This is a genomic window from Flexilinea flocculi (assembly GCF_001192795.1).
Taxonomy (GTDB): domain Bacteria; phylum Chloroflexota; class Anaerolineae; order Anaerolineales; family Anaerolineaceae; genus Flexilinea; species Flexilinea flocculi.
Genome location: NZ_DF968181.1, coordinates 1,020,574 through 1,046,448, shown reverse-complemented (window position 1 = coordinate 1,046,448; position 25,875 = coordinate 1,020,574). Strand labels below are relative to the sequence as shown.

At 45.6% G+C, this 25,875-nt stretch carries 16 protein-coding genes and 1 tRNA gene; 4 read left to right on the top strand and 13 right to left on the bottom strand.

Going from position 1 to position 25,875, the window contains the following annotated elements; all coding sequences use genetic code 11:
* The 9 genes from ATC1_RS09375 to ATC1_RS09335 all read right to left on the bottom strand — a co-directional run bounded on the left by ATC1_RS09375 (position 1) and on the right by ATC1_RS09335 (position 13,372).
* Positions 1 to 2,520, bottom strand: coding sequence for a PglZ domain-containing protein (locus ATC1_RS09375; RefSeq protein WP_062280895.1), 2,520 nt, complete (start codon positions 2,518 to 2,520; stop codon positions 1 to 3).
* Positions 2,510 to 6,607, bottom strand: coding sequence for a BREX-1 system adenine-specific DNA-methyltransferase PglX (gene pglX / locus ATC1_RS09370; protein WP_062280892.1), 4,098 nt, complete (start codon positions 6,605 to 6,607; stop codon positions 2,510 to 2,512). Before pglX ends, ATC1_RS09375 begins: the two co-directional genes overlap by 11 nt.
* 6 nt (positions 6,608 to 6,613) lie before the next feature.
* Entirely contained in the window at positions 6,614 to 10,234 is a 3,621-nt protein-coding gene (gene brxC / locus ATC1_RS09365) for a BREX system P-loop protein BrxC (protein ID WP_062280889.1), read from the bottom strand.
* 18 nt (positions 10,235 to 10,252) lie between these two features.
* Positions 10,253 to 10,825, bottom strand: coding sequence for a BREX protein BrxB domain-containing protein (locus ATC1_RS09360; RefSeq protein ID WP_062280888.1), 573 nt, complete (start codon positions 10,823 to 10,825; stop codon positions 10,253 to 10,255).
* Entirely contained in the window at positions 10,806 to 11,591 is a 786-nt protein-coding gene (locus ATC1_RS09355) for a BrxA family protein (protein ID WP_062284064.1), read from the bottom strand. Before ATC1_RS09355 ends, ATC1_RS09360 begins: the two co-directional genes overlap by 20 nt.
* Positions 11,588 to 12,097 carry a BrxE family protein gene (locus tag ATC1_RS09350; RefSeq protein WP_062280885.1) on the bottom strand — a complete coding sequence of 170 codons (510 nt, stop codon included), beginning with the start codon at positions 12,095 to 12,097 and terminating at the stop codon, positions 11,588 to 11,590. Before ATC1_RS09350 ends, ATC1_RS09355 begins: the two co-directional genes overlap by 4 nt.
* Positions 12,087 to 12,311, bottom strand: coding sequence for a helix-turn-helix domain-containing protein (locus ATC1_RS09345; RefSeq protein WP_062280882.1), 225 nt, complete (start codon positions 12,309 to 12,311; stop codon positions 12,087 to 12,089). Before ATC1_RS09345 ends, ATC1_RS09350 begins: the two co-directional genes overlap by 11 nt.
* A gap of 91 nt (positions 12,312 to 12,402) precedes the next feature.
* The gene (locus tag ATC1_RS09340) at positions 12,403 to 12,819 is read right to left on the bottom strand and encodes a hypothetical protein (protein WP_062280879.1); all 417 of its coding nucleotides are present in this window, start codon (positions 12,817 to 12,819) and stop codon (positions 12,403 to 12,405) included.
* Positions 12,820 to 12,928: 109 nt separating this feature from the next.
* Positions 12,929 to 13,372, bottom strand: a complete 444-nt coding sequence (locus ATC1_RS09335; protein WP_062280876.1) for a helix-turn-helix transcriptional regulator — start codon at positions 13,370 to 13,372, stop codon at positions 12,929 to 12,931.
* A gap of 355 nt (positions 13,373 to 13,727) precedes the next feature.
* On the opposite strand from ATC1_RS09335, the gene ATC1_RS09330 reads away from it, so the two are divergent.
* Genes ATC1_RS09330 through ATC1_RS09320 form a run of 3 tightly spaced genes read left to right on the top strand, consistent with a single transcriptional unit; the run spans position 13,728 to position 15,742 of the window.
* On the top strand, positions 13,728 to 14,222 hold the full coding sequence (locus ATC1_RS09330) for a hypothetical protein (RefSeq protein WP_062280873.1): 495 nt from the start codon (positions 13,728 to 13,730) through the stop codon (positions 14,220 to 14,222).
* A gap of 34 nt (positions 14,223 to 14,256) precedes the next feature.
* The gene (locus tag ATC1_RS09325; RefSeq protein ID WP_062280870.1) at positions 14,257 to 14,673 is read left to right on the top strand and encodes a helix-turn-helix domain-containing protein; all 417 of its coding nucleotides are present in this window, start codon (positions 14,257 to 14,259) and stop codon (positions 14,671 to 14,673) included.
* Complete coding sequence (locus ATC1_RS09320) at positions 14,648 to 15,742, top strand: tyrosine-type recombinase/integrase (RefSeq protein ID WP_062280867.1); 1,095 nt, start codon at positions 14,648 to 14,650, stop codon at positions 15,740 to 15,742. The genes ATC1_RS09325 and ATC1_RS09320 overlap by 26 nt, the downstream gene beginning before the upstream one ends.
* Positions 15,743 to 15,753: 11 nt before the next feature.
* Here ATC1_RS09320 and ATC1_RS09315 read toward each other — a convergent pair whose 3' ends face one another.
* The 3 genes from ATC1_RS09315 to gyrA all read right to left on the bottom strand — a co-directional run bounded on the left by ATC1_RS09315 (position 15,754) and on the right by gyrA (position 19,645).
* Positions 15,754 to 16,767 carry a tyrosine-type recombinase/integrase gene (locus ATC1_RS09315; protein WP_062280865.1) on the bottom strand — a complete coding sequence of 338 codons (1,014 nt, stop codon included), beginning with the start codon at positions 16,765 to 16,767 and terminating at the stop codon, positions 15,754 to 15,756.
* Between the two features lie 90 nt (positions 16,768 to 16,857).
* A tRNA-Met gene (locus ATC1_RS09310) sits at positions 16,858 to 16,929 on the bottom strand.
* Between the two features lie 112 nt (positions 16,930 to 17,041).
* Positions 17,042 to 19,645, bottom strand: a complete 2,604-nt coding sequence (gyrA, locus tag ATC1_RS09305; protein WP_062280862.1) for a DNA topoisomerase (ATP-hydrolyzing) subunit A — start codon at positions 19,643 to 19,645, stop codon at positions 17,042 to 17,044.
* A 510-nt stretch (positions 19,646 to 20,155) separates the two neighbouring features.
* Between gyrA and ATC1_RS09295 the strand changes: the two genes are divergently transcribed.
* Positions 20,156 to 21,316, top strand: coding sequence for a phosphopentomutase (locus tag ATC1_RS09295; RefSeq protein WP_152024339.1), 1,161 nt, complete (start codon positions 20,156 to 20,158; stop codon positions 21,314 to 21,316).
* A 284-nt stretch (positions 21,317 to 21,600) separates the two neighbouring features.
* Here ATC1_RS09295 and rpoC read toward each other — a convergent pair whose 3' ends face one another.
* Positions 21,601 to 25,773 (bottom strand): DNA-directed RNA polymerase subunit beta', encoded by a 4,173-nt coding sequence (gene rpoC, locus ATC1_RS09290; RefSeq protein WP_456236407.1) that lies wholly within the window; start codon positions 25,771 to 25,773, stop codon positions 21,601 to 21,603.
* Between the last annotated feature and the right edge of the window lie 102 nt (positions 25,774 to 25,875).

Sequence of the window (25,875 nt, the reverse complement as noted above, 5' to 3'; positions counted from 1 at the left end):
TTACACCGTATAGTCCGTTTCTAATTCAAGTGGTTTTCCCATGGCTGTTTGCGTAATGGGGTCGAGCGCTTTTACTACAAATTTTCCCTCAAAATCCATATCCATTTTTAGTGTAATTGGAATGGTGTCCCCTGGTTTTAGCATTATGATTCTGGTCGCCGGGTTAACCGGGCCGCCAGGTTTCGCTTCGCCAACAACATGCCCTTTTACATCGTAAGCTTCTATTAACAACTCTGTTTCCTGGGCAAAGAGATCCGAAGCTCCAGCTTCAACTTCGATGACTGGTAATCGGGTGGTGATCTTTTTGGACCCTCGCTTGTAATTCAACATCACCGAAAGTTTGCTGCCAATTCCAATCTCTGCAGCGCGAATCTTTACTGCGATGACGGGTACAATCGCTTCTTGAAGCGAAAGCCCGCCGTGGAAATACCATTGCCCAGCCCGGTACGATACCAAAGCTCGTGGAATTGCTACCTGGCTATACTCCCCTCGAATCCCCAACATTTCAGAGGGTAGAACCAGGTTGGATGTATCGCCTACCCCATCACCGAGCAGTGTTCGCTCGTGGACATTGATCCATTTCCCTGATGGTTTAGCGCACACATCGCCTGGCTCAATGGCTGTATTCAGGAAAAAGCCATGATCGGTGGCAATGATGACATCCTGAAATCCCAAATCACGCAATTTATAAATAGCTGAACGGATTTTTTGGAAGGTACGACTGATTAATCCTGGAGCCGCTTCTGGATTGGCTTCAAAATCATTATCCATGTCATTACTACGAATGACCAGAAGTTCAACAGTATTCTCGATCTTAGGATGATCGCGGACAAACCGGACCAGTTCCATTTCTGCAAAACGCTGCCCATACTTTTTACGCAGCACATCCATGCGTTGAGCGACGGTGGCTAATGGCTGGTCACCGAATACGACCAACAACTGATTATCCTTATTCATAATTTTTAGGTTTTGACCGGCCCCGGGTAACAGTGTCGCCATCCCAACGGGTGTGACTGTAGGCATCTGAGCGCAAGCCATCTGAACATCAATTTGCCCAGCTTCGTTCAAGTGCTTTGCTAACTCAACACCGAGTTCATAACGCATGGCATCGATCAACAGATAAGCCACGCGCCGACCGCTTTCAAGTAATTTCGGTGCTACCAATTTATCAAACACATCTGCATTCGATAAGCGTCCCGATATCGGCCAGCCGGATTTTTCGATATGGCGTACGAAAATCCCGTGAACCTTATCGATTAATTTTCGATAAGTAGAACGCGTTTGACTGATCACCTCAATTGATGCACCCCCTGAATCGAGGAGATCTCCAGCGGCCTGTTCAAATTCACGCTGGATGCGATCTACTTCACGGATATTGTTGGTGTAAAAATCCAACAAGGTATCCAATGTACGGGTGTGCTCAGATAGCTGGCGGTCGGAGTCTTCGCAAGCCTGCGCCAAGCTAGCAGCCGAATGGAGTAAAGCCCACTGTGCCTGGTTTTCACCCCGGCTGACCCAGACAGATTGTTCGTGGCGATTGAGAACACTGCGCAGTCTGTCGATATTATCTCGTTTCAACGCATCGACTGCCTGGTTGAAACAAGCACGCTCTTCAAATGGGAAGGTGTCCCGAACACCGAAATCATCAATTTTCTCGCAAATTGCTGGCAGGTTTAGGTCTTTTTCAATTCCCTCAGCTCGTTCAATGTAAAAAGCCTGGGTGCGCCGATCATTGCGTAATCGGTCGCACAGATCTTCCACCAGGTGAAGTGCTTCTTGAGGGGCACAAGGAACAGTCGTCAGAGCTACCGGCAGGTCACTTGGCAGGTCGAAAACAAATTCGCTAAAAAGCAGGAATCGCCACAGCTCATCTGCAACCGCATTCCAGGTTTTCATTTTGGTTTTCAAGTTCAGGCCCAAAGCGCTTTGGAACAATGCTGTGGCCTCAGTTACCCAACTGGCCTGTGTTTTGAGAGTCTCTTTTTGCGCTTCGGAGGGTGTTAGCAAAACAAATAAAATATCGCGAGCCGATTCGACTTTCAGCATTGCCTGCAGGTTCGGCCAGCCTGCTCCTCCGCCAACGGCGTCAATGACCGCAAAACCGGGATTAGGATTGTCCTTAAAAATCCGGCGGATTTCCGTAGCATAATCCGCGCGTGCTTTCAAGCAAAGACTGAGGAATTCATCCCCATCTCCTTCTGGAAAGACAGAGCCGCAAGCGCCGTAAATGGCAAACGGATCGCGTTGTTTTTCCTCATCCGTGATTGGCGACTTGGCGGGAACATACACCAGGATACCCTCAAGGGATGGGTTGGGCTGGCCAAACTCATTGAGTGCTTCCAGTGCAGCAAAGCGGCTGGTGATGCTGCTTTCGGATGTATCGATGACACGCAGTTTTTCAGCGTTCAGCTCCAAACACAGCTCGTGGTAGCGCTGGTCGGGGTCATACACAACCAACACCCCATTTTGTTTGAGGCGTGGCAAAAATATTTCTTTTTGGATGAAGTTTTTAATCGTCATTGAACCAACCTTCTGTCTCTTCATCAACTGCTGGTTTTTTGGCTTTTTTCTTTTTAGCGGATGCCGGCGGCTCTACATACAATTCTTCTAAATCGTGCGCAATTGCCAGTGATTTATCGTTCTTGCATTTTTCGCGCACGCGTTCCGGCCAGATGGAGTAAGCCAGGTGCGCCCAGTCGTATTCGCCGGCTTCCAACTTCTGCCAGGTTTCTTTTAAGCGTTTCTGCCAGGGTTTGTGCTGGAACAGCTTCCATAGCGGAGCAGCGGTGATTTCGACGCCATCGTTGAGATTCGGTTTCCAGAACTTCGCCACGCGCAGCAATTCTTCGCGGAAATCTTTCAATTCGCGCTCGAAGTCCGTCAGGCGCTCCAACTCTTTTTCATCCGCAGCGCTGCGGCCTTTCTTCAGACGCAGGCGGGCAGCTTCTTCGGACACCTGCTTGAGCTTGGGATCGACAAAGTCGTTGACGCAGGTGTAGAGAGTCTGATCATTCAGCCGGTGATAGTACAACCAAAGAGTGTAAGAGCACGAAGGAGTGGAAAGCGGCCAGTAGATGGGCGCAGCCCGACGACTTTTCGAATAACGCTTTAAATGATCTTTGAAGAACAAATCTGGATTTCCAAAGTACTCATCCATGGATGAAATCTTTAATGATTCGGAAATTTCCAATTCAATGCCTTCCAATTTTTCTTTCCAAATAATCCTGAGAATCTCCTCTAGTTTATTTGGTAAACTCTCTTTTTCAATTGGAGTTTGACTTTCAGCAATTCCTGACCATTTAACATTTACTGGGTAGAAATCAGGAATATTATTAGACGCCAATGGCTTTCCCTTATACACTGTTCCTGGTGGATAAATTGGCGCAGTATCTAGAGGTACTTCTATTGGCTCTTTAATACTTAAAATATTCCAATAACCAAAAAACACACCCATTATGTAATCAAGAAATTCAGATACCAATGAGTACCCATCAGTCTTTTGTTCTGAAAGTTGAAAATGAGCTGCGGGGATCTTTTTTGCCTTATTATTTATATAGTTAACTTCATTTTCGTTTAATCCACTACTTTCATAAATCATCATATTTAATGTATTTTCGTATTCATCAATTTTTACCTTTGATAATTCCCATTTTCTTATCAAATTTGAACGAATTTCATTGATCGATAAATTTGTTTCAAAAATTGCCGGATTTAATAATAATGGTCCACGAGAATATATAGAAGGTATTGTCCATATAAGTTCAGAGTACAGTATCTGGACAATATTATTAGAGATCTTACCTAAAATACTTAGATTAATATTTGGAAACGGGATAAGTTGCACATATCCATTAGATTTATGCTGACCGCAATATTCGTTAAGGATAACCCGAGCGAACTTTGAGTTAAAGAAAGCCAATAAGCCATATCTATTTTCTTCTGAGACTGGGAAAATGCATTGTCCCTCATCAGTAAAAGCGAATCCAGATGGAAGGAGCTGAACAGACAAATATTCACAGCGTTTAGAATAACTCAAACCAACCCGAGAATAATATTGACTATTTCTGAAAGTCGCTTTTCTATGTTCTTTAATTTCGATACCATCTCGATGCCAATTAATTATCTCCCTATCACCACGATAGTATGGAGAATACTCTCCGCCATTTGAAAGAAATTTCCAGTCATTTTCAAATCGTTGAGGTCTTTCCCAAAACATTTTATAGAATCTTTCGTTATCACCACTGCTCATTCCTGTCTTAAGGTGAGCCAAATTGTTAACGGACGGAAATTTTCCAAATAGTGATCTTATTCCTCTAGGCATTGAAAAATTGGGGATTGCATTTGGAAGAAATTTAAATTCTTCTGGGTTAACAATAACAAACTGATTTTTCTTTCCTTGAGAAATGGATAATATGTTTTCCTTAAGAAAATTTTCTTTAGTTTCTTTTTTAGACGCATCTACACAGAAACAGTTGCCTTTTTCAGTAGCTGTTCTAAAACAAGAATAAGCACATACCTCAACATTTGCATCAAGCACTTCCCACCCTAAAGAAGCATATGTATATAAACATAAGGAATTATAAAGAATAGTCTTCCGAAAATCTTCATATGATGATCGTATAGAGGTTGAATTATCAATGATTAAAGCCAATCCACCCATAGGATTTAGTTTATTAGCCATTCTCTCAACAAATATAGTGGCAATATTATTGCAAGTAAGTGGATATTTATTTGTTAAATATTCTTGAGCTATTTCAGACAACTCGCCAAATGGGGGATTCATTACTACTATGTCATAGAGCTTTCTACATAAGTCTATAAAGACAAATCCTTGTGATGCATCCCCTGCAAACAAACGACGCTTATAACTATCGCCGTTTACCGCTTGTTCACTGTATTCACGAAGCGCAGCCAGCACTAATCCTTCCGCCTGGTCAAAGAAATCCTGGTCTTCACCCGCTACCACCTGCACATACTTCTCTTTCGGGGGTTCATTCAACCCATATTCCAAAACACGGAAGAGCGGTGATTTTTCCTCGGATTCCTTACGAGCTGTGGCAATCGCATCGCGCAGTGTTTCTTCAATTTTCAGCAGGCTGCCGGCTTCGCCGGCCAGTTCCATTTCCTGCCAAACAGTGCGCACCAGTTTTGCCAGGGCATCTGCCATCTGCGGTGTGGCGCGCACTTTCTGGTCGGTAGGTACATGCCAGGCTTTGCGCATCAACGTTTCCAACCCATCTCCGCTCAGCGTACTCAAAAATTCATCCAACATCTGCCGGTCACCGGGCATGGGTTCGGCGCACACCACGTTGGATTTGCGAATTTGCGGTCGTTCGCTGAGGCGCAGCCCCTTGGTTTGCCAGCTCTTCTGAGCACGCAGCCACAGGCTCAGCCCGGCAATCTGCACCGCACGCGGGTCAATATCCACTCCGTGGATGTTGCGCTCGATGATCAAGCGCGGCACATCCTTCAGGTAAGTTTCTTCATCCGGGTAGGTTTTATGCAGCGAATCCAGATCTGCCAATCGCTGCAGGGCGTCTTCGCCCAGTCGTTCTTCCAGCTTCCAGGCTTCTGCATAAATCTGCTCAAAGAGGTCGAAGGCATACAGACCAAAGTGCATCGAGCCGCAGGCTGGGTCCAGCATCTTAATCTCACGCGGGTCCTTCAGAGGGCGGGGAGGAATATATACCGGTTGACGGAGCAGGTCTTCCTGCGAGAGGTTCTCATCGGTTTTGGACTGCTCTGGTGCTTGTTCTCCCTCTTTCAAGAATATTTCGGTAGGACGGCGCACCAGGTAGCGGCAGGTATCTTTGAGCGCCGTCTCGCCTTTGGTCATCTCGTACCAGATGCGCCCCAGAGTGTTATCGGTGAGGAATTCCACCACATAACGCGGGGTGAAAAACTGGTTGCGTACTGCCAGCTCACGACTGTTGCGCGGAGCTGACGAAGCGTCCCGCATGGCTTTGCGTTCTTCTTTGCTGTTGAAATACTGGTAAATCCAACCGATGGTCTCGTCCTCGGTCCACAGCGAATCGATCTCCGCGTCGTTAATCAACTCCAGGAGTTTTAACAGCACGGCCTCGCGGGGGAAGAGCCGTCCCTGCGGGCTGAAACGGTCAAACAGAACCGGCAGTTCCATAGCAAATTCATCCATCAAACTGAAGAGATACATGCGGTAGGATTCACCGGTTTCTCCCAGTGCACTGCCCGCCAGACGAGCGTAGAGTAGAAAGCCTTTCGACTGGTAACATTTGGCAATCGATTCTAAAACCAGCCCACGCGCTTCGGACATGCGCAAAGCGCACAACCGGTTGAGAACTGTAAACGCCTGTTCGCGCACGATGCGATCCAGTACATCATGGAAAGCTTTCGCATCTGCTTGTGAATTTCCTGCCAGATAGTAATCCAGGGTTTCACGGATTATCCGTGCCGTCTCACGCTGGCGATCATCCAATGCCGTTAATCTTTCAGTGGGAGTAACTTCTCCACTGGCTGGATCAAGCCCATATTCATTCTGTAGCTGGCGGGTAAATTCTTCAGTCAAGAGGGCGCGGGCATCGCTGACGAAACGGGCCAGACGGTTGCGGGTGGTTTGATCAAATGCCATAATGGATCAATCCTTCAGTTCTATGGTTACTTCAATGTCATTGTAGAGTGCCAATTCGGTCTTCAGAGTCTGAAGCTGTTGGATCAAGGTATCCAATTGACTGCTGTTGGTCACCCTGGTAGGAATATTCAAAGATCGGGTAATTCGACTGTGTCCCTCACGAGCAGCCTGTTCCTTCTCTTCTTTCAAACGTGCCAATTGTCGTTCATGCCCGACTTCCTCAATTTTATTGCGTACGCCGCTAACCCGTGATTGGATGGTATATTCCTGACCAAGGAGTTGTTTCAATCCTGCCAAATTCTTATCCACTTCAACAGCCAAAGCTTCTAACTGCGCCAGTATCTGAGATTGTTCTTCGTGCGTCAATTCGTTCCATTCAAACAACCCTGGTAGATCTTGCTTAGCCACCTTAATCGTACTTTTTTGCGCATCCACCATCTGAACAATCGCGTCACGTAAATGATTCTTGATTGAGGTAAGTGTAGAGCTTAGGTCGGCGCTGTGCTGGTAGAAATTTTCCTGACCCAGACGTTCACCAATTTGGCCAAGCGATTCCTCAACGTCGTTTTTGAGCTGACCTGGTATTCCTGAATCCGGTAATGCTTTGATCTCCTTCCAATGCTCACGCAGGTCGCGGATTGTCACCTCTAGCCCGTTTTTGAGCGCCAGGGTTACATCTGCTGCCCATTTGAGGCTCGTAAAGAGTGAGGATTCTTCGCTTCCCAATCGCTGCGGGACATCTGAGGCATCGGTTTCCAAAATCTCCGCCAGATCTTTATTGAGCTCACGAATGCGCTCCACACCTGGCAGCCCCAGGTTCTCCAACTTTGAATCCAAGGGACCGTATTTCAACTGTAATTGTGGAAAGTGCTTCGCTGCTGATTTACTGATTTCCTGTTCCAGCGGTATGGTAGGTTCACCGGTCAGATCGGTCAGGCGTTGTGCCGCGCGTGCAAGCACCTCGAGTGGAAGCTGTCCATCGCGAAGTGAAATCCCCACTGTTTTGAATGAATTATTGGTGCGCAGGCCTTCGATTGCCTGTTGACCATTGACTTTAATTTCCCGCCCGGAGATTTTAAGCTTGATTTCTCCGTTGACCAGTAATGCTGCCACCAGGTAGCGTAAGGTATCTGGAGACCAGCCAAAAGGCGCATCGGTAAAATAATCGGTCAGACGTTTCCCATCCACTGAGCCATTGCGGTCGATGAAGTCTCGAATGCTGATCAGAGCTTTATGATTGGTATTGATGCGAGGCGTTCCACCCACCACCTGGACGAGAGAGAGCGGATCGATGTTGGAGTCGATTGCTTTTAAATTGCCGGCTTTCAGGAATTTTTCGGCAATATTCGTATCTGCTCTGACGGGCGCCTCATTGTAGCGATCAAAGACTTGTTCGGCCACTGTGCTTAAATGCTTTTTCGCCGCTTCAACCAGGTCATGATCCAGGCTGTCTGCTGCCGTTACCTGACCGCGGAAGATAAAGGATCCCTGGCTTAAGCAGTTTTTCAACAAATGCTCCAAGTCTCCGGATAAAACATTTGCGCGGTCGGTCTGGGCTGAACAATATTCCTTAACTTCCTGATCTGGGTCATTACGATATCGTTGAACAATTTCACGGCTTCTGTAAATTTCGGATACCAGATCGTTGATCTCGCTGACCGTTCTTCCCAATAAATAGATCGTGTATTGCGAACTACGCTGACGAGATTCCTCAACCAGGCGGGTACGGGCTCCCTCATAATCCTCAGGAGCGACTAATTCCACCACGGTTTGAATCGTTTCCTTCTCGCCGGCAAGATTCGTCAGGATAGACCCGGTAGATGATTTCAACCCGGAGGTTACGGAGAGAGTGTTGTGCAGCCGGACAGAGGGAAGTGGGCTGAACACCTCTCGCAACCCCTCATTTTGAATCCGCCGGGTTTCAATCGAACGTAAGGGAATTTGCGCCCGTTCCTGATCGATATCATTAATCTTTTCGCTGAAAAAGCACAGATTCCCATCTTTTTCACCAAAAGGAACAAATCCATCAGAGATGAGATCCTTGACAGCCGATTCGACTGCATCATGGCGCGATGCTGCATCAACCGTAGGATGAGTAAGACCCGCAATATTTTGGACTGTAACTGGCATGTTCCCCAATATTTGAAGAATCGCTACTGTTTTGGCGATTTCCTGATGAATTGCCGAATCAGGGAAGCGAATGAGAGCCTTTGCAACCGCTTTATGAATGGATGGGGCAGCGCGGCGTATGTCTTTTTCAAGCGCATCATATAATGTAACCGTTGTGGCCAACCAACCGGTCGGTTGATTCGCTACAGGTGGTTGACCATCCGGGCCTTCGATCAGGATATCCTGGATCACTTTAATAGCTGAACGAAGTCCAATTCCGCCTGTAGATTTAGCCAGAGCGCCTAAAAGGTGCAGCAAGATGTCAAAATGGGCCGGTAAAAAAGGATAGAGATTAGTGAATGTAACCTTATCGAAGTCTGCGTCGTAATATTTGGCATCTTCGAGTTTGGTATTAAATCGTAACTCCTGACCATGCTTTTCGAAGATTGCGCCAAGGGTCTTTTCCCCATCCGGTGATTTTCCCAATAAACGGCGGTAACAAATTTCGCGGATATCGCTGGATTCAAGGTCGATCTGGATTGGAAAACGATCCTTGAGTTTATACAATTCGGGTGAGTTTAAAGATGCGCGTGGATCATCTTCGGTAAGGGTTTGCTGTGCAGTTCCGAGGATCCACACTTTACCGTTGCCGATATTCTTCAGGTTCTTTGCCAACCCATCCAGATTCAAGATCAGGTTTGGACGTGAGCTGACATATTGACCTACTTCATCAATGATAAAAACAATGTATTCTTTTCCCGTTGCCTCATGAACAATATCAATCATTTCTTTGACACGTTCATTTTCAAAACGGACGAAATCGGTGGTTTCGGTATTAAAGGCACTGGCCGTTTTGAATAACTGGGGATAAAGATCGTGTGCAATTTCTGGGATTAAGCTGTCAATCACTAAAGGATCGTTTTGAACTTCTTTCCAGGAAACACCGAGGTCGTTTTGAATCCGGCTTGTGAACTCCTCATAACGGTTGTCTTTTTTCAACCGTCTTTCAAATGCTGCTACCTTTAGATTTCGCGAATAGCCAGCCCACTGCAGAACTTTATAATAAAGAACAGTTGAGACTTCCTCCATCGTTGCGCCGGCCAGCATTTCACTTGCCAGATCGAGAAGAACAACCGCTGCCGGAAAGCGATTAGCCACCGTAGATAACAACGCTCTCGTCTGGGGTTTGTTCATACGGTCTTGTAAATATTTCAAGAACCGCGTCCCTTCAATTTGCACGCTCTGGTCTAATGCTAAGCCAAGATATTTCGTGAAGGACGACTTACCAGAACCGTAGAAGCCAGAAACCCATACACCTACCTCATTCTCGCCGCCACTATCCATCGCCTGTTGCATTTTGGTCAGCAACCGTTCGAACTGATCTTCAATGCTTTCAGTAACAATGTATTCGGTGATTTCCGCTTTTAGACGAACTTCTTGCGAAGCGTTATATGTGATCACCTTTTCGATGTTGCGATAGATGTCTTTTGATGGGTCAAATAATGTTTTGATCTGCATAGCCACTGACACTCCTTTTTAGCCGCCGATATGAACGGAGCGATAATTGCCATCTTCTGGATAAAAACCCAGGAATTTCAATCGCGTCTTTCCGGTACGTTCACCTGGGTAAAAGAACACGGTAGGCACATAGAATTTTCCGTACAATTGACTCTCGATTGCACCAATGCGAGTATAAGGATGAAGTGCTTCGAGATCTGTGACAAGAATAATCGTGCTCTTTTTACCTTTCACCTGTTCCAGCTTATTCTCTAATCGACTTTTTAACGAGCCATTTGTAATGGCATTGGCCAAAGATTGATTGGCTTTATCCCACTGGAGAGGCGATTTTTTATCCGCGGTCAACCAGATTTTCATCATCGGAGCACTGTCTAATATGGAACGAATTTCCTGGGCGATAGAAAACTGCTCAACGTCCCAACCATCATTGCGCAGTTTTGCGATCCAGGCTGGCAGGCTCCTCTTCACATCCAGAATTTCCTTGGGATGGAAAATTAAATAATAGATTGGTTCAAAACTGGCGTGTCCTAATTCTCGACCAGATCGAACACGTTCCATCAATTCGTCGAAGTTATCTCTTATTGAGGGCATCGATTACTTCCTCCATACTCTGGTATTGCCAGCCTATTCGAGTCACATCTCCAGCGGATTGAATAATAAACCAACCTTTTAAGGCTAGCTGTTTCAATTCATTCAATACATCACTTCGATCCAAACCAAATAATCCCCAATCCGAATGGCTAAGTACGCTATTGTCACCATGACCGGAAAAATGAAGATCATAGGCCAGCAGAATACCCAATCTCGATTCAATTCGAAATGGTAGTATTTTCCGGATACTTCTTTGTCCATTTTCGAGCAAACCAAAATCAGCACATGAAGCCGTTAAGTATCCAGCTACTTTTGACAGCGTAATTTCTGACCATGGTTTAACAGTTTTTCCATCTTGATTGGCTCGAATTACAAAAAGAAGAGCATCTTCGTTTGAAATTGTTTCTCTACCTGAACTATATGCACCCCAATATACATCCCGAACAAAATCATTAAGAATTCGACTTTCACGGCAAGTGTATATAAACAGTAATTGATTAAATTCTCGGCTTGAGAAAGTAGATTCAATTGTTTTAAGTATTTTCGATGGGCCGCCTTTATTCACCAAATATCGGGGGCCGAAACATTCCTTGATGAAGTTCTGTAGGCGTCGCGCAGTAATATTGGGGAACAATCCCGATTCTAGCGCAGCTTTATAAAGATCAACACCGCTCATCCCAGGCTGCCACAAATTGAGCATTGTGCGAGTCGCATCTATCATACCTATACCGGCATTAAGCATTGAAGAGTAGGAAGTAGTTGTCATAAGGGATCTGAAAAATAGGGGCAGATCATGGTATCTTGTTCAAAACCATACAAGTATGCGCCGGCTACTTTCTGCCAAGAATTTGTATCGCGCAATGCCACGATGTTTCCAACTCGGATTGGACCGACCTCAGTTGGTAATTGGGGTCCAGTTAACTTGCGCAAGAAATCCAAAGCTATTTCTGATTTGGTAATATTCTTTTGAACTGATTGGAATAAAGCCGGCTCATGGAGCGATCGGTGGATTCCTTGCTCAATCTCTTCTGGTAGTCGAAATAGATGATAAACATGACCTATGCCAATACGCTCGTCATGCACTAAAGCTGCGGCATGCGTTACGCCATTACATTGAGCTAAGACTTGCGTTCTGCTAAAAAGCGGAGAAAGGAAAGCATTACTTCCTTGTGTAAAAAACGAACTCTGCCACCAACCAAACTGTTCCCGTTCCCCAAGATACCCAATGATTAATCTTAACTTTGCGAGTCTTTCGACTAATTCAACATCCATGTTGCTCCTCGTTGTTAATCGGAGTTTGTTTTTTTGATTTGGCTATCGTATCATCCAACCAGTTATCTATCCTTTCTTTTCTAAATCGCCAATGCCTTCCAACTTTTTGGCATGGTATTTTTCCATCCTGCGCAAGTTTATAAAGTGTGGATAGAGGTATGCGAAGGTATTTTGATGCTTCTTCAATCGTTAGTACTTGTGGAAAATCGTCCATAGTACCTTCTTTTAAATCAAAATAATGAGTATAAAGAAATTATATACTCATTATTGATAGTTGTTAATCAAATAAGCTATGAAAATCAGGATTATTGCTTTGGGTTTGGCGCAATACCCCATTTGGTAAATGAAGCACTGAGTATTCCCCCTGCATCCGGCGAACCAGCTGAGATACCCTTCTCTTTTATTTCATTTTCTGCTTCCCAAAGTGCCTGAGCCAGACGACTTCGAAACTCACCATGCAAATGAGAGAAGGCATGATAAATCTTCATTAATTCAGGATCCACTGCAGGAAGGCCAAGGGTTGAATAAACCTCTGTTCCGAGTGTCCCTGCAATACTCAGAATTTCTGAACCTTCAGGTAAAAACTCGCCGTGTAACCAGCCTAATACCTTGGAAGGTGGATAGCCTAATAGATCACAAAATGCTATGAAATCTTCCTCACCCGCCTGGGATCGGCTCCATCGTTTGTACGCTCTGTTAAACCAGGCCGGAAAGTTGGACATGTAGTTTTACTTTTCAAGGATTACGATGTGGAATATGAAAAATATGTTCGCCTCTAATCATATAATATTTTCTTCAATCTGACAACGAATCCCCCTTCATTTCATCAGATCATCTTGACCGTACCTGTTCCTCCTGTTGATCATGGACCGGGCTTGTTTCAAAAGTATCGCACAATCCTAATTGACCCGCCATCGCCATCATCTGGTCACGGCTATCTGTTCCAAATTTCTTTTTCAAAGCACTGATATGTAATCGAATGGTCGCTTCGGTTAACCCTAGTTTTAGCGCTATTTGTTCTGGCGTATATGCTCTTGCAAGTAGTTGTAAGACGCTGATCTGCCGCTCTGATAAGGCCGGCGCTTCTCTTTTCGGTTTAGGTGGCTGCCCCGTGAGAACGATCAAGCCATTAACCCGCACTTGTGGGCAATCCTCCAAAGTGCCATCAGATATATTTCTGCCATCCCGGATGATCTTTACCAAATCCTGAACATCGTCGAACACATTTTGGTAAAGAACAGACCCTTCGTCATTGAAAACTACGATGGATGGCATCGAAGAAATCCTCCCCTAAGTTGACCTGAAATAATGGCTCATAACGCATAAATCCCCCCTGAACAAGCATGCATCTATCCAGAGAGGACCTTGTAGTTGATTGTATAGGTGGGAGTTGGTCATTCTAGAGTCGTATGCGCAAGTGAGGTAACAGTAGAAAATTTGAGGGCTTATTTTAGAACATTTGTTCAGTAAAATTATAGGCGAGATTATCTTATTGTGCAAGTAGAAGAAGGAAAAATCTATATATCAATTTCGATAGGTATCAGGGTGCTTAACCCTATCGAAATTAATAGATTGAGGTAGCCCAGCCTGGGTGTTATCCTACTCGTAACTCTTTTGGAAAGGATTGCTAATGAACACATGCTTACTGACAAATTCAGTCAAAATGCAGAATACCAGGCTTGTCTCGCAGCTTGAAACTATTCAAGATGACTTAACCCGCTTATTCGGGTATGTATCTCAGCTTTCGGATTTACCGCTTGAACAATTGGAAACCCTTGATATTGAAGATCAAGTAGACGAGATTCACAGCAGTTTGAGACGATTTGAAGCTCGCTGCATGGCAAACAGGGTAATGACAAATGAAGATGAGTTTGCACAGATGGCAAGCGATGTGACTGAGATACCGTCACCAAAATCAACTGGCGATTGGAACACCGTTCGACGCGAAGCCAAACGCGCTAATAAACTGGCCAACCAATTGACTGACTCAATCGGAAAAATTCGCATGGGCTTAGGCGAAAATCAGGATGCCGGCGTAATCCCAGAAGATATCCTTCGGATCAAACAATCCTTTGGAAATCCCGTCAACGATTTTGGGTCGGATGATCTGCTGGTGCATGGATAAAGTACAAAACACTATTTTTTAGGAGTATCGTTGGATGGAAGTAAGAATTCACCGGACAAAATTACCGCATAATGTCATCATCAAAGCACCAGGGTTATTGCCGATGTTGTATACCCCGCGTGAAATTTGCGAGGAACTGGATATTGCTGAAAGCACATTGCGGGATTGGTTGCAGATAGATGTTCCCCACCAAAGAGACAACCGTAACAGGATCTGGATCAACGGGGAAGAGTTTGCCAGATGGGTCAACAACCAACGCAAGCCAAAAGCAGCTAAAAAGCTAACCGAAGATGAAGCCTATTGTTTGCGTTGTAACCAGGCATCCAAATTACTTTCTCCTCAGATTCAACCAATCAAGGGAAACCTTGTCCTAATCAAGGGCACATGTGCAAACTGTGGAGCCGTTATTAATCGTGGAGCCCATCGTGATCGAACGCCAGAACTATCTTAAAGTCAAAGAACATCTCAAGTACCTCGAGGAAGTTCTGCAGTTGAACCAAGCCTCCGTTGAACGCTATCGATTCTATTTGCGTCATCTACTGCTTTGGGCGGACGATCAGAATTTCCGCCAGGCGCAGACGATTCGCCCGACCCTACCGTCCTATCTGGCTTCATTACCAGGTAAGGAGGGAAAAGGAACCCTGGCCAGCGCATCCCAAAAGAAGATCATTGACTCAAGTAAACGCTTTTTCCGTTGGGCGAAGGTTACATATCCTCGTGAAATGAACAATCTTCCTATTTCGTGGATTGATACTTTGCGCCGACCTCGCCAACCGCAGTTATCTTCGGAGAATGTTTTTGTTTCTCTGGATGAGGTACAAAAATTAATCAATACCCCTGTACCCGAAAATAACCTGGCCTTATTACGCGACAAGGCAGCTGCTGCCATGCTCTTCCTTTCAGGCATGCGTGCCAGCGCTTTTACTACATTACCAATAGAAGCTGTTGATCTTGATAATCTCAGACTTCGCCAATGGCCAGAACTGGGCGTTCATACCAAGAATGGAAAGAAGGCGACTACTTTCCTATTGAACATTCCGGATATTCTTGCGCCAGTCCGCCAGTGGGATGCTATTGTTCGAAAGTCACTTCCAGGTTCAAGTCACTGGTATGCACCGATCGCGCATTCCTGGGGAGATCAGTTTCTTTCCCAGGATGAACCTGGAAAGACACGTTCTCAGGCGCTTCAAAAACGCCTGGAGTTGTTGTTTTCCATAGCAAACCTTGATTTCAAATCACCACACAAATTCCGGCATGGACACGCCGTCTACGGGTTACTTCATGCCCAGACTATGGCGGATTACAAAGCGGTTTCCATGAACCTGATGCACGAGAGTATCGAGATCACTGACAGCACTTACGCTCCTATGCTTTCTTCTGATGTTCAAGAGCGTATTGCCGGGCTGTCAGGGAAGGCGACGTCCACGCCGGGTGATGAGCTTGAGGTCTTCCTTAATAATCTTGATAGAGAAAGCCAGAAAAAGGCATTGATGTTTATCGCAGGAAAATTGGCTCAATGAAGATTTCTTGGTTACAGACGCATGTTATCGGCTGGACTGGCTTTACGATGCGCTTGTTCCACATCTACTTCGGCTATCTGGGCATAATGGCGTACCATATCAAGCGATCCATGACCCAGAAGCGATTGGAGGGTAAAAACATCTCCTCCAGAGCGAAGATAGGTGATGGCGAAGGTATGCCTGAATTTATGCGGATATGCTTTCTTGATTTCTGCCCGGTCTCCCAACCGGTTGATCAAGACACGCAAGCTGTCCTTGTTGAAAGCTCGATCCGCATGGCTGATGAAGAGGGGGGCGTCGGGATCGTCCCCATCTTCTCGGCTGGCAAGATAACGCCAAACCGCTTTTCGCGCAACCTTACCCAGGTACACCGTGCGTCCTTTACCGCCTTTTGCTCCACCTGCCACTCCGTGACGAATGGTGACCTTTCCGGTCTTGAGATCCACATCGTTGATGATCAAAGAACACAACTCAGTTGCTCGCAATCCAGTGTCCAGCAACATCAATACAATCGCCTGGTCGCGGTTGGAACTCGGCCGGCGCATTACAAACTTCTTCCTTTCCTCAGTCTGCGATTCGCGGGAATAGACACACGCCTTCAGGATTTTTTCAACGTCTTCTTTGGAAAATGTTTCAACAGGATGTTTTTGAAACTTGGGTGCTGTGATTTCTTTTGCAGGATTGGGGAACTTAAATTCAATTTGCAGCCATCCGAAAAAGGATCGAAACGTTACCCACACATTTCGGATCGATTTGGCGGACAGCGGCTCGGAGCTTCCGTTCCACCGTCTCGGTTTATATTCGGTTCTCAACCAGGCCAAGTAGCCGGTCAGGTCGGAAGATTGAATATCCGATACCTCTCGATCTCCGATGTATTTCAACCAATGACCAAGAGTGAACTCATAGGAGGTAATTGTGCGTTGGCTTAATCCCTCTGCTGTTTTAAATTTTAGGAAGCCGTCGATGGCTTTGGCTAAGGAAAGTGAAACTTTGGATTTTGACGTACCCGGCGAACTGCGGTTCATAAGAAATTCCTCCATTTTTGGAAAAATGTCTACCGCTGTGCGCCAGGCTAACGAAAAACCAGAGCCCGACGGACTCTGGTTCTCTCTCAGTAGCGGGGACACGATTCGAACGTATGACCTCCGGGTTATGAGCCCGACGAGCTGCCACTGCTCTACCCCGCATCAACTTCCATAATCATATACCCGAATGACGAAAATGTCAATCTCTCGGCATATTTCTTTATGACATTGTGCCGAGCGATCTGAGCCGCCAGCTTCATCATCAAGAGATTACTCAGAAGAGTGAATATTGCTCCGGATCGGAAGACTGGCCACCGATCGAATTCGCATCCTCCCGGTCTGTATTTGAAGGAGCCGGTGGAACCACAGCATCCTCAAGATCATTATCTTTATGCTTCTTCACTTTGGTAGCCGTTTCTGGCTCCTCGTCAGGTTCTGTTCCTTTCTCTGCCTTTTCAAGTAACACTAATGAGAGTCCCATCACATTCTGATTGACCATCTTGATGGTTGATTCGAGTTGTCTGGCACGCTTGATCTGTTTTACCGTTGTCAGGCGGATCGGACGAGTCTTTCCCTTTCCATAATGGAGCAAAAGCAATGTTTTTCCGGATTCCAGTTTAACCGCTCCAGCGATGGAATCATCATCCGCCATCCGTATCGCAATGACTCCCTGTCCGTAGCGTCCTTGTTTCGGAAATTCATTGACCGCAATTTTCCCCAATCCCCAGCTGCTGGATACAAAACAGCAATAATCCGTTTCAGTGACCAGGAGCGCTGCAGCAAGTCGATCATCTTCCTTCAGTTTCATCCCGTTGACTCCGGTGGCGATCAGTCCCATCGGGCGCAGGTCCGTCTGATCAAAACGAATCGCCATACCTTTCCGGCTGACCAGCATTATATTACTGGAATTTTCTTCACTGACAAGAACCGTCAGCAGACGATCTCCCGGATTAACCTTGCATAGTGTAAAAGATTGCGTCGAAGCAAACGGTAGCTCCGCAGTAGATGTTTTCTTCAGGATTGCATTTTCTGTTATGGTGATAACAGCTGATTCATCCCCGTTTTTTTCATTTGCCGAAAGCGTGAAGATGGCGCTGATTTTTTCTTCGCTGCTCCAGCCTGAGATCGATCCGAAATCGATGCCGTCTGCAAAAGCATCCACCTTAGGCAGCGTCTCAACGTAAATACCAAAAGCTTTGCCTGTATCGGAGACAATATACACCGTTTTTTGTGTATCGCTGCGAACTATCCAGGGCGGAATGGCAAAATCTTTCTCAGCAGCTTTTGCAGCCTCGCAGCGTCCAATCTTTCCATCTGGCGTCAATCCCACAAAGACTTCATCTGCTTCCACCAGCGTGTTAGCAGTCAGTAGCTCTTTTGAAGATATGCCTTCACCCAACACTGCGATTTGTGTACGGCGTGGATCCGAAAATTTTTTCCTGACATCCAGAAGCTCTTTTTCTAACATCTCTCGCATACGCTCCGGAGAAGCCAGTAAATCCTTCATTTCGGTAATCGACTTTTCCAGTTCAGTATATTCTTCTTGCAGTTTTGAATTCTCTAAATGTGTCAGACGTTTCAACGGCATATCCAAAATCGCCTGTGCCTGTTCTTCATCCAGTTGAAATTTCTGTATGATTTCCGATCGTGCCTGTTTTTCGTCATCGGCATTGCGAATGATGCTAATAATTTCATCCAAATGCTGAATGGCAATCAACAGTCCTGCCAAAATATGTGCACGACGCTCCGCTTTTTCAAGCTCGAAAGTTACTTTTCGACGGATTACTTCTAATTGATGATCAATAAAAACTTTTAATGCTTGCTTCAGATTTAAAACACGCGGACTGTTATCCACCAGCGCCAGTAAAATAATTCCAAACGTCGTCTGAAGCGGAGTATGTTTGTATAATTTGCGCAGAATTTTCTCAGGTTCTCCGGTTTTCGCAATTTCGATGACAATTCGCATACCCTGACGGTCGGATTCATCCCGCAGATCCGATATTCCCTCAATGACATTATCCCGTACCAATTGAGCTATCCGTTCAATCAGTCCGCTTTTATTGACCTGATACGGTATTTCCGTAATGATGAGACGGGAGCGTCCTTTGCCCATATCTTCCAGATGTACCCGCCCACGAACCATCAGCCTTCCACGTCCGGTGGCATAAGCAGAAACGAGCTCATTGCGCGCGTCCTCCAAAACAATAATGCCACCTGTTGGAAAATCCGGCCCTTTGACAAATTTCATCAAATCATCCACGCCAATTTCGCTGTATTCATCCCATTGATGGAGAATGTAGATGATTGCGTCAATCACTTCGCCAAGATTATGCGGGGGAATATTGGTCGCCATACCCACAGCTATACCGCTGGCGCCATTAACCAGCAGATTGGGGATAATTGACGGCAGCACAACCGGTTCGCTCAGTGTGTCATCAAAGTTGCGGGAAAAATCAACTGTATTCTGATCGATATGCTCCAGCATCTCCATCGAAAATTTATCAAGTTTCGCCTCGGTATAACGCATCGCAGCAGGAGAATCACCATCAACACTGCCGAAATTCCCCTGACCATCAACCAGCGGATAACGAATGGTAAAATCCTGTGCCAGCCTCGCCATGGCATCATAGACAGCCGTATCGCCGTGTGGATGATATTTTCCCAAAACCTCACCAACAATTCTGGCTGATTTCTTATAATCAGAATCTGGACGGATTCCCATATCGTACATGGCGTAGAGAATTCTGCGCTGTACCGGTTTTAATCCATCGCGTGCGTCCGGTATTGCGCGAGAAATGATCACACTCATAGCATAATCCAAATAGGATTGCTGCATTTCGTGTTCGATGTCGATTGGTTTTGTCTCTTGTTTATTCATTTAGATTTCCTCCGATTTTTATGTCCGTTGGAATCAGTCCGTCTTTCCATAATTCCGAAATGAGGATTATAGCATTATTTTTTCGCCAGCAATATTCATCCAATGTCATCTCAGTAATTTCAAACAGGAAAATGATTTTTGTTTTTGTATAGTTTTTGTGTGCAGTGTAATAAATCAAAACAACAAGTTTTTCTCGTTAGATTCGAAAAGTAAGTCAATATTTCGATTTATTGCACCCGTTGTGATCAAACTGCAAAAAAAAGAATCGATGATTATAATCATAATCAACTTTTCTGCTGCTTTGCAGAACACAGCGACAGCGATTCGAAATATGGAGAGGATCATTTGTTGATGTGTTGGTACTGGGTAAATCGCAAAACCAACACGTCACCTGCTTTCTCGATTGATTTATATGGTTTGTTATTGTTTCGAATTATCAGAATTTCGAAGTGTAGAGCAACCTTTCAAATAGAGAGAGGAAGATTTATCAAAGAAGGGAAAAATTCTGTGATCACAAATCGCGTTATTTGGATTGTATTGGACAGTGTCGGTATGGGACCCATGCCAGATTCACATGCGTTTGGCGACGAAGAACCGAACACGCTCGGACACATTGCGCAGGCTATCCCCGGATTTTCATTACCGGTTATGGAATCGATCGGTTTAGGAAACATTGATGGAATGGTCGGTTATCAACCGGTTGCAAATCCAAGCGGAGCTTTTGCCAGAATGGCGGAGTTTTCCGCTGGAAAGGATACTACAATCGGACATTGGGAAATGGCCGGAATTCAGACGACAAAACCGCTGCCGACATATCCCAATGGATTTGGTCCAGAGATTATACAGGAATTTGAAGCCCGCATCGGACGTGGGACGCTCGGAAACAAACCTGCATCCGGAACAGCGATCATTGCAGAATTGGGAGATGAGCATGTCGCTACCGGGAAACCAATCATTTACACATCCGCAGATAGTGTCTTTCAAATTGCTGCGCATGAAACAGTCATCCCGCTAATGGAACTCTATCACATGTGCCAGATTGCCAGAGATATGCTGACAGGTGAAAATGGCGTCGCCCGCGTTATTGCACGTCCCTTTGTCGGAACTTCCGGTACGTATGTACGGACTGCTAACCGACGTGATTTTTCACTAAAGCCGGATACAACAGTACTGGATTTGCTGAAAGCTGCCGGTCATTCTGTCGCAGCTGTTGGAAAAATTGAGGATATCTTTGCCGGACAGGGCATTACATTTGCCGTGCATACCCAATCCAATTTGGACGGGATGCAGCAGACAGAAGCATGTATGGAAAAATTTGAAAATGGCTTGATTTTCGTCAATCTGGTAGATTTTGATATGAAATATGGTCACCGGCGAGATGCAGCAGCCTATGCAGCGGGATTGTCTGAGTTTGATCACTGGCTGGGTACGTTTCTCCCCAAACTGAAACCGTCTGATTTGCTGCTCATCACGGCTGATCATGGTTGTGATCCGACGCATAAAGGAACCGATCATACCCGAGAGTATGTTCCGTTGCTCATGTATGGAAAAGATGTTACACCAGGCACAAATTACGGGACGCGCTCGACTTTTGCGGACATTGGTCAGACGGTTGCGAAAGTTTTCAATGTCGGACCGCTGAAAGCCGGAATTGCCTTATTGCCAAAGTAAGGGCGAGGAGGGTGCCAGCCCGACGAGGCAATCTCGTTTTATATGACAATGTTCTCTTAATGGGGTAGGGAGATTGCCATGCCCTTACGGTGTAATAACAATGACAAATGTCATTCATATGAGGCTTTAATGGCAATCTGTCGTTGTGAGAAGAGCAGCTGAATTTCTACCTTTTCTCATAAATAGGTATAGCAGTGAGTCGAAATATAAGTTTTTTTGATAATGTCTTATTAAAAAAAATCGCACAATGAAATGTGCGATTTTTTATCTCCAAAATATTTTATTTATTCGGACGGCAGATTCGAAATAATCGTGCTCTGATCAATTTCGTCTTCAAAAGCAAAACGTCCTGGGATAAAACCCGTTCCAGCCGGAATCAATTTGCCGATAATGACGTTTTCTTTGAGCCCAAACAGCGGGTCTTTCGTTCCTGCAATGGCAGCGCTTGCCAGCACTTTGATAGTATGCTGGAAAGATGAAGCGGAAAGCCAGGAATCGGTGCTCAATGAAGCTTTAGTAACACCCAGTAAAACTTCAACAGCTTTGGCCGGAGTCTTACCTTCTGCTTCCAACTTTTGATTCATCTCACGGAAACGCAGCCGGTCTACGATATCCATCGGCAGATACGGGGAATCGCCGGATCGTGTTACCTGAACTTTGCCGAGAAGTTTTCGAATGATGACTTCAAAATGCTTGTCGTTGATATTCTGTCCTTGAGCTCGATAAACCCGTTGAATCTCGGTCAGAATGTACATCTGGCATGCATCACGTCCGTTCAGTTTCAGCACAGTATGCGGATTGAGAGATCCTTCGGTTAATGGCTGACCAACGGTCACATGTTGGTTATCTTTAATGATCAGGCGTGCTGTCGTCGGGATATCATATTCTTCGCTTTCCTGCTTTTCATAGGTAACGATTATTTTGTTTTCTTCAATTCTGATTTGTCCTGTATGAGCAGCCGTAATGGTAGTCTCGCCATTTTCTGCAAGCACATCGCCCAGATTTACCGACTGTTCGTCGGTAACTTTCCTGGTCCAGCCTTCAGGAATTTCATAAACATCCGAAACCAATTCACTGTGGTCAACACGGATTGTCCGCAAATCGGAATACTTGTCAGACTGGATGATTTTCGCTGTTCCTTCAAGCTGTGTAATGACTGCTTCACCCTTGGGTGTGCGGCGGGCTTCAAAGAGCTCTTCAACACGGGGCAGACCAGTGGTAATGTCGCCACCTTGTGCAACACCACCAGAATGGAAGGTACGCAATGTCAGCTGCGTTCCCGGTTCACCGATGGATTGTGCCGCAACAGTGCCGACTGCCTGTCCGAGTTCAACCATCTTGCCGCGACCTAAATCCAGACCATAGCATTTGGCACAGATTCCATGTTTCAATTCACAGGTCATTGGAGAGCGAACTTTTAATTCCTGAACATTGGAAGCATTGATTTTCTTGGCAAGGGCATGATCAACAATAGCACCCTTCTCAGCAATAATCTCGCCCGTGACAGGATCGACAACACGCTCTGCGGTCAAACGTCCGAATACACGTTCTGAATACGCCTGTTTGGCTACGTCATCCGCACGGCGAATCCAAATACCGTCTTCAGTGCCGCAATCTTCATCGTTGATAATCAAATCTTGTGCCACATCAACCAGACGACGGGTCAGATAACCGGCATCAGCTGTTCGCAGCGCCGTATCAGCCAGACCTTTACGGGCTCCATGTGTCGAAATGAAGTATTCCAACGCATCGAGACCTTCACGGAAGTTCGATTTAATCGGCAGCCGGATAATACGGCCAGATGGGTCTGCCATCAAACCGCGCATACCGGCAAGCTGTGCAATCGGGCCGAAACCACCTTTGGTCGCGCCGGAATTTGCCATCACTGCCATATTTCCCTGTGGATCCATATTGTTGCGAACTTCTTTTGCAATTTTTGCCGTAGTATCCTGCCAGACATCGATTGTACGGTCATTACGTTCCTGTTCGGTTAATAGACCACGCCGCCACTGTCGGTTAATTTGATCTACTTCGTTATCAGCATCCGCCAGCATGGTGTTCTTTGTTTCCGGGATCGTGATATCCGAAACGGCAATTGTTGCACCGGATCGCATGGAAAATTCAAATCCGATATCCTTGATGGAATCGGCAACTTCAGTTGTGACTTCCTGGTCACAGACTTGATAGACTTCAGATATTAAGTCTTTGATCGCTCCCTTATCCAGGATGACATTCTTAAAGCGCATCTCTGGAGGAAGAATATTATTGAAGATTACGCGGCCTACGGTAGTGTCTACCAATCGCATTTCAGGCTGCGGCAATCGTTTTCCGTCAGTGTCATAATATGTTTCAACCTGGAATTTTATCTTTGCATGCAGATCAACCAGACCCATATCATAGGAATACTGAACCTCGTCGATGGAATAAAATGCTCTTCCGTCGCCCTTATGGTCGCCATCCATATCCATAGTCAAGTAGAACACACCCAACACCATATCTTTGGAAGGACTGATAATCGGTTCACCATCTGCCGGTTTGAGAAGATTCTTGGATGCGAGCATTAAAGTTCTTGCTTCTTCCACTGCTTTTTCAGATAGCGGAACATGTACAGCCATCTGGTCGCCGTCAAAATCCGCGTTGAAAGCTGTACAAACCAATGGATGAAGTTGAATTGCATTTCCTTCAATCAGTACCGGTTCAAAAGCCTGAATTCCAAGACGGTGCAAGGTTGGAGCACGGTTCAATAAAACCGGACGTTCGCCAATCACATCTGCAAGCACTTCCCACACTTCCGGACGATTGCGTTCAATAATCCGATTGGCTCCTTTGACGTTGGTAGCATAGCCTTTTTCTACCAGTCGTGAAACGAGGAACGGATGGAAAAGCTCCAGCGCCATTGTTTTCGGCAGACCACATTGATATAACTTTAATTTTGCGCCAACAACGATCACCGAACGACCAGAGTAGTCAACACGTTTACCCAGAAGATTTCTGCGGAAACGACCTTTCTTGCCTTTCAGCATATCGCTTAATGATTTCAATTCGCGGCGTCCGCGGCGTGAAAGCGCTTTACCACGCTGAGAATTGTCGATCAGTGAATCAACCGCTTCCTGCAGCATACGTTTTTCATTACGAACAATCACATCCGGGGCACCCAATTCTAAAAGCCTCTTCAGACGGTTGTTACGGTTGATCACACGCCGGTACAGGTCATTCAGATCGGATGTGGCAAAACGTCCCCCATCCAATTGCACCATAGGCCGCAAATCCGGAGGAATAACGGGCAGCACTGTCAGGATCATCCATTCCGGATGATTCTTGGAAGCACGGAAAGATTCCACCACTTTCAAACGGGAAGTCGCTTTTTTCCGTTTCTGTTTGCTCTTGGTCGTTTTAACTTCATTCCATAAATCGGAAGATAATTGATCCAGATCGAGTCGTTTTAAGATATCATAAAAAGCTTCCGCACCCATATCGGCGCGAAATACCTGTCCCCAGCGTGACTTCAATTCACGGTAGGAGGATTCACTCAGAAAGGTGAAAGGCTGGAGATCCTGCAGTTCATCTCGAAGTTTCGAATTCTGGCTCTGTGATTCAGTGGATTGATCAGCAAGCTGGTTGCGAAGCGCTTCCATTTGCTCTTCCGCTTCAGCTCTCACCTGCTGTTTATCCATATCCAGCCGTTCAATATCACGTTGGAGCTGGCCTTTAAAATCACTTTCAATCGTTTCCAGTTTCTCTTTAACTGCTTTCTGGATTTTAGAAATATGCTGATTTCCGACAGACTCTCCTGCAGCGGCAATCTTAATATTCGCCGAATTGAAATAGACATCTGCCTTCAGAGTCTGACCAATTTTCTCTTGCAGATCTGCTTCCAGCCGTTGTCCTTCTTTCATGACAGGATCTAACTTCTGTGTGATCTGCTCCTCGGCATTTTCCATCAGCGCATTCCGCTGCTCCTGAATTTGAGCAATCTTTTTGTCTCTGCCGGCTTTAACGGCTAAAATTTTCTGGTTGATTTCTTGCGCAAATTCTTTTTCGGTTCCAGAAATTTCATCTTCAAGGCGGCTTAATGCCTTCTGACGGGCATCCTCATCGACATATGTCACAATATACTGCGCAAAGTAAAGAACGCGATCCAGATTTCTTCTGGAAATATCCAGAAGAAGTCCAAGGTAAGATGGAATCCGGCGGGTATACCAAATGTGCGCAATCGGGGTGGCCAATTCAATATGACCTAATCGTTCACGGCGTACTGCCGAGCGAGTTACTTCAACGCCGCATTTATCACAAATAATTCCCTTATAACGGGGATTTTTATATTTTCCACAATAGCATTGCCAGTCGCGTGTCGGACCGAAAATTGCTTCACAAAACAATCCGTCTTTTTCAGGTCGTAAACGGCGATAGTTTATCGTTTCGGGTTTTAATACCTCACCATGAGACCAACTTCTGATTGTCTCCGGTGAAGCCAAACTGATACCTAATGCAACTAAACCTTTGGTTTCCACGAAAATTCCTCCCGATTCTTTATGCTGTTACACTCAATCGATGCATTC

Excerpts from the sequence above, each read along its gene's own strand:
- pglX (WP_062280892.1), bottom strand. The coding sequence starts at position 6,607 with ATGGCATTTGATCAAACCACCCGCAACCGTCTGGCCCGTTTCGTCAGC.
- ATC1_RS09325 (WP_062280870.1), top strand. The coding sequence starts at position 14,257 with ATGGAAGTAAGAATTCACCGGACAAAATTACCGCATAATGTCATCATC.
- ATC1_RS09375 (WP_062280895.1), bottom strand. The coding sequence starts at position 2,520 with ATGACGATTAAAAACTTCATCCAAAAAGAAATATTTTTGCCACGCCTC.
- brxC (WP_062280889.1), bottom strand. The coding sequence starts at position 10,234 with ATGCAGATCAAAACATTATTTGACCCATCAAAAGACATCTATCGCAAC.
- ATC1_RS09315 (WP_062280865.1), bottom strand. The coding sequence starts at position 16,767 with ATGAACCGCAGTTCGCCGGGTACGTCAAAATCCAAAGTTTCACTTTCC.
- ATC1_RS09335 (WP_062280876.1), bottom strand. The coding sequence starts at position 13,372 with ATGCCATCCATCGTAGTTTTCAATGACGAAGGGTCTGTTCTTTACCAA.
- ATC1_RS09340 (WP_062280879.1), bottom strand. The coding sequence starts at position 12,819 with ATGTCCAACTTTCCGGCCTGGTTTAACAGAGCGTACAAACGATGGAGC.
- gyrA (WP_062280862.1), bottom strand. The coding sequence starts at position 19,645 with ATGAATAAACAAGAGACAAAACCAATCGACATCGAACACGAAATGCAG.
- ATC1_RS09355 (WP_062284064.1), bottom strand. The coding sequence starts at position 11,591 with ATGACAACTACTTCCTACTCTTCAATGCTTAATGCCGGTATAGGTATG.
- ATC1_RS09360 (WP_062280888.1), bottom strand. The coding sequence starts at position 10,825 with ATGCCCTCAATAAGAGATAACTTCGACGAATTGATGGAACGTGTTCGA.
- ATC1_RS09345 (WP_062280882.1), bottom strand. The coding sequence starts at position 12,311 with ATGGACGATTTTCCACAAGTACTAACGATTGAAGAAGCATCAAAATAC.
- ATC1_RS09350 (WP_062280885.1), bottom strand. The coding sequence starts at position 12,097 with ATGGATGTTGAATTAGTCGAAAGACTCGCAAAGTTAAGATTAATCATT.
- ATC1_RS09330 (WP_062280873.1), top strand. The coding sequence starts at position 13,728 with ATGAACACATGCTTACTGACAAATTCAGTCAAAATGCAGAATACCAGG.